This window comes from Peribacillus sp. SIMBA_075 (assembly GCF_046534585.1).
Genome location: NZ_JAWRYN010001219.1, coordinates 1 through 250 on the forward strand (window position 1 = coordinate 1; position 250 = coordinate 250).

At 53.6% G+C, this 250-nt stretch carries 1 pseudogene; it reads left to right on the forward strand.

Annotated elements, in window-relative coordinates:
- Positions 1 to 250: pseudogene (locus tag SB775_RS32200) on the forward strand (1,4-alpha-glucan branching protein GlgB); the annotation flags it as partial.

The window sequence follows — 250 nt, forward strand, 5'->3', positions numbered from 1 at the left end:
CGGGCATTAACGTGCTGCTGGACTGGGTGCCGGGACATTTCCCTGATGACGACTTTGGTCTGGCAAAATTTGACGGCACCGAACTCTATGAGCACAGCGATCCGCGCGAAGGCTATCATCAGGACTGGAACACGCTGATCTACAACTATGGTCGCCGTGAAGTCAGTAACTTCCTCGTCGGTAACGCGCTTTACTGGATTGAACGTTTTGGTATTGATGCGCTGCGCGTCGATGCGGTGGCGTCAATGAT